We start from the raw sequence: 3,244 nt of genomic DNA, 5'->3' as shown, positions 1-3,244 counted from the left end.
CGGCGACCAAGCCCCCATGGATGGGTTTACGGCGTCCCCGCAAACCCACAGCCCCCCGCCAACCCGCAGTACAACCCAGAGCCATGAACACCGCTGTTGCTGTTGCCGTTGCCTACGCTCTGGCTTGAAACGGGTGCCGGGCAGCGCCCGGCCGGGTATCCTTCCTGTCTGATGTCCGACCTCGTCCATGCCAGCCGCGAAGCCCTCAGCGACGGCGGCGCGCTCGCCTCGCACCTGGATGCCTTCGTCCCGCGTCCGGCGCAGCTGCACCTGACCGAGGCCATCGCCGATGCGCTGCAGCAGCGCGACCTGCTGCTGGCCGAGGCCGGTACCGGCACCGGCAAGACCTTTGCCTACCTGGTGCCGGTGCTGTTGTCCGGGCTGCGTACGATCATTTCCACCGGCACCCGTGCGCTGCAGGACCAGCTCTACCATCGCGACCTGCCGCGCGTGCGCCAGGCGCTGGGCGTCGGCCTGCGCAGCGCGCTGCTGAAGGGCCGCGCCAACTACCTGTGCCGCTACCGGTTGCAGCAGGCACGGGGCGAACCGCGCTTTTCCAGCCCCGAACAGGCCGCGCAGTTCCAGCGCATCCTCGCCTGGTCCGGTCGCTCGCAGTTCGGTGACATCGCCGAGCTGGATGGACTGGCCGACGATTCGCCGCTGCTGCCCATGGTGACCTCCACCGTCGACAACTGCCTGGGCATCGACTGCCCGTTCTGGGACGACTGCTTTGTCGTGCATGCGCGGCAACGTGCGCAGGCGGCCGATGTGGTGGTGGTCAACCACCACCTGCTGCTGGCCGACCTGGCCCTGAAACAGGATGGCTTCGGCGAACTGCTGCCAGGTGCGCAGGCCTTTGTCATCGATGAGGCACACCAGTTGCCCGAACTGGCCGCGCAGTTCTTCGGCGAAGGCTTCGGCATGCGCCCATGGCAGGAACTGGGCCGCGACTGCCTGGCCGAGGCGCGTGGCGTGGGCGGGGCGCAGTCGGCGCTGCAGGAACCCGTCGACCAGCTGCAGCAGGCGCTGCTGGCGCTGCGCCTGGCGATGGAAGGGCTGCCGTCGCGTGGCACGCAGTGGCGCGCGCTGGCGATGCCGCAGGTACGCGAGGGCTTCGATATGGCCATGAGCTGCCTGGTGGCGCTGGAACAGGCGCTGCAGCCGCTGCGCGAAGCCGCCGCCGGCCTTGATGCCTGCCACGCCCGTGCACGCGAAGCGGTTTCGCGGCTGGCGCGCTGGCTGGGCGACGACGAACCCACCCTGGATTTCGATACCGACCCGGCCGAGCTGGCGCGTGCCGCCGACGTGCTCTGGTACGAACTCACGCCGCGCGGTTTCCGCTGCCAGCGCACGCCGATGGATGTGTCCGGGCCGCTGCGCGAGCATCGCGAGCGCAGCCGCGCCGCCTGGATCTTCACCTCGGCCACGCTGACCGTGGGCGGGGGCTTCGAGCACATCACCACCCGCCTGGGCCTGGATGATCCGCACACGCTGGTCCAGCCGAGTCCGTTCAACTGGCCCGAGCAGGCGCTGTGCTACCTGCCGGAAGGCCTGCCCGATCCGGCGGCGCGCGGCTTCGGCACGGCGCTCATCCAGGCCCTGCGGCCGGTGCTGCAGGCCTCGCAGGGCAGGGCATTCCTGCTGTTTGCCTCGCACCGTGCGCTGCGCGAGGCGGCCGAGGCACTGCGCGATGGGCCGTGGCCATTGTTCGTGCAGGGCGAGGCGCCGCGCGCCACGTTGCTGCAGCGCTTCCGCGATTCCGGCAACGGCGTGCTGCTCGGCTCGGCCAGCTTCCGCGAAGGCGTGGACGTGGTGGGCGAGGCGCTGAGCGTGGTGGTGATCGACAAACTGCCGTTCGCCGCGCCGGATGACCCGGTCTATGAAGCACGGCTGGAGGCGATCCGCAGCCAGGGCGGCAATCCGTTCCGCGACGAGCAGTTGCCGCAGGCGGTGATCGCCCTCAAGCAGGGCGTGGGCCGGCTGATCCGCAGCGAGACCGATCGCGGCGTGCTGGTGCTGTGTGACCCGCGCCTGCTCAACCGCGGCTATGGCCGGGTGTTCCTCGATTCCCTGCCGCCGTTCCGCCGCACCCGCGCGCTGGCCGATGTGCAGGCCTTCTTTGCGCCACAATGGTCCCCCGTGGCCGAGGACGCCGCCGCCCCGACCGCCCCGGCCCCCGCGCCGGGTCCGGAGCCGGCCCCCGGTGCCACGTTCCCCCTGTTCTGACCCGATGCGTCCTGATCCGATCCGATGAAACTGCTCGCCTTTGAAACCGCCACCGAAGCCTGTTCCGTTGCCCTGCATGTCGATGGGCAGGTGCTGGAGCGCTTCGAGATCGCACCGCGCCGCCATGCCGAACTGAGCCTGCCGTGGGCCGAGGCGCTGCTGGCTGAGGCCGGCATCAGCCGCTGCCAGCTGGATGGCATCGCGCTCAGTCGGGGCCCCGGCGCGTTCACCGGCGTGCGCCTGGCGATCGCGATCGCGCAGGGCATCGCGCTGGCACTGGACCGGCCGCTGCTGCCGGTATCGACGCTGCAGGTGCTGGCGCTGCGTGCGCCGGCGGAAGAAGACCAGATCCTGTCGGCGATCGATGCGCGGATGGGCGAGTTGTACGTTGCGCGCTTCGAGCGTGTGGACGGTCTGCCGGTGGCGCGCGATGCCGAGCGCGTCTGCGCACCGGCGGCGGTGGCGCTGCCGGACGGGCTGCAGGCCTACGGTGTCGGCACCGGTTTCGGCGCGGCCGAGGGCGCGCTGGTGGCACAGCTGGGCGCTGGGCTGCGTGGCTTCGATGCAGCAGCATTGCCTCGCGCATCGGACGTGCTGGCGCTGGCGGTGCCCGCGTTCGCCCGTGGCGAAGGCATGGCGGCGGAGAAGGTCGAGCCGGCCTATCTGCGTGACAACGTCGCGCTGACCCTGGTCGAGCAGCAGGCCGCCCGCGAGGCGAAGGCGAAAGCCAACGGCTGAGCCCCTCGTGGCTGAAGATCGGTAGAGTCGACTGTTAGTCGACTGCAACAGCCGCCCGACCTCTGACAGTTTCCGTGCGCGTCCGCCACGGAAAATCGAAAAAGAAAAGTCAAAGTCAAAAGCATCCACGCGTTGCGTGGATGTGTGTCGACCAAGGTCGACACCTACCAAAGGCGAGGACGCGCCGCGATCTGTCAGGGGTGGGGCGGTGTGGCTGGGCAGGACCGTTGGCGCCATGGATGGCGCCTACGAGCCCCCATGGTGAAGTGACCCCCTGAAG

Annotated in this window: 2 protein-coding genes; both read left to right on the top strand. The window is 69.9% G+C overall.

Annotated elements, in window-relative coordinates; all coding sequences use genetic code 11:
- Nucleotides 1–171: 171 nt before the first annotated feature.
- Nucleotides 172–2,226 (top strand): ATP-dependent DNA helicase, encoded by a 2,055-nt coding sequence (locus IAE41_RS22105; protein WP_200734579.1) that lies wholly within the window; start codon nucleotides 172–174, stop codon nucleotides 2,224–2,226.
- A 24-nt stretch (nucleotides 2,227–2,250) separates the two neighbouring features.
- Nucleotides 2,251–2,964, top strand: coding sequence for a tRNA (adenosine(37)-N6)-threonylcarbamoyltransferase complex dimerization subunit type 1 TsaB (tsaB, locus tag IAE41_RS22100; RefSeq protein ID WP_200734578.1), 714 nt, complete (start codon nucleotides 2,251–2,253; stop codon nucleotides 2,962–2,964).
- The last annotated feature ends 280 nt before the right edge of the window (nucleotides 2,965–3,244 follow it).

The organism is Stenotrophomonas sp. S39, from assembly GCF_016624665.1.
GTDB lineage: Bacteria > Pseudomonadota > Gammaproteobacteria > Xanthomonadales > Xanthomonadaceae > Stenotrophomonas.
Note: the sequence above shows the minus strand (reverse complement) of the source record. Positions and strands in the feature narration are given on the sequence as shown.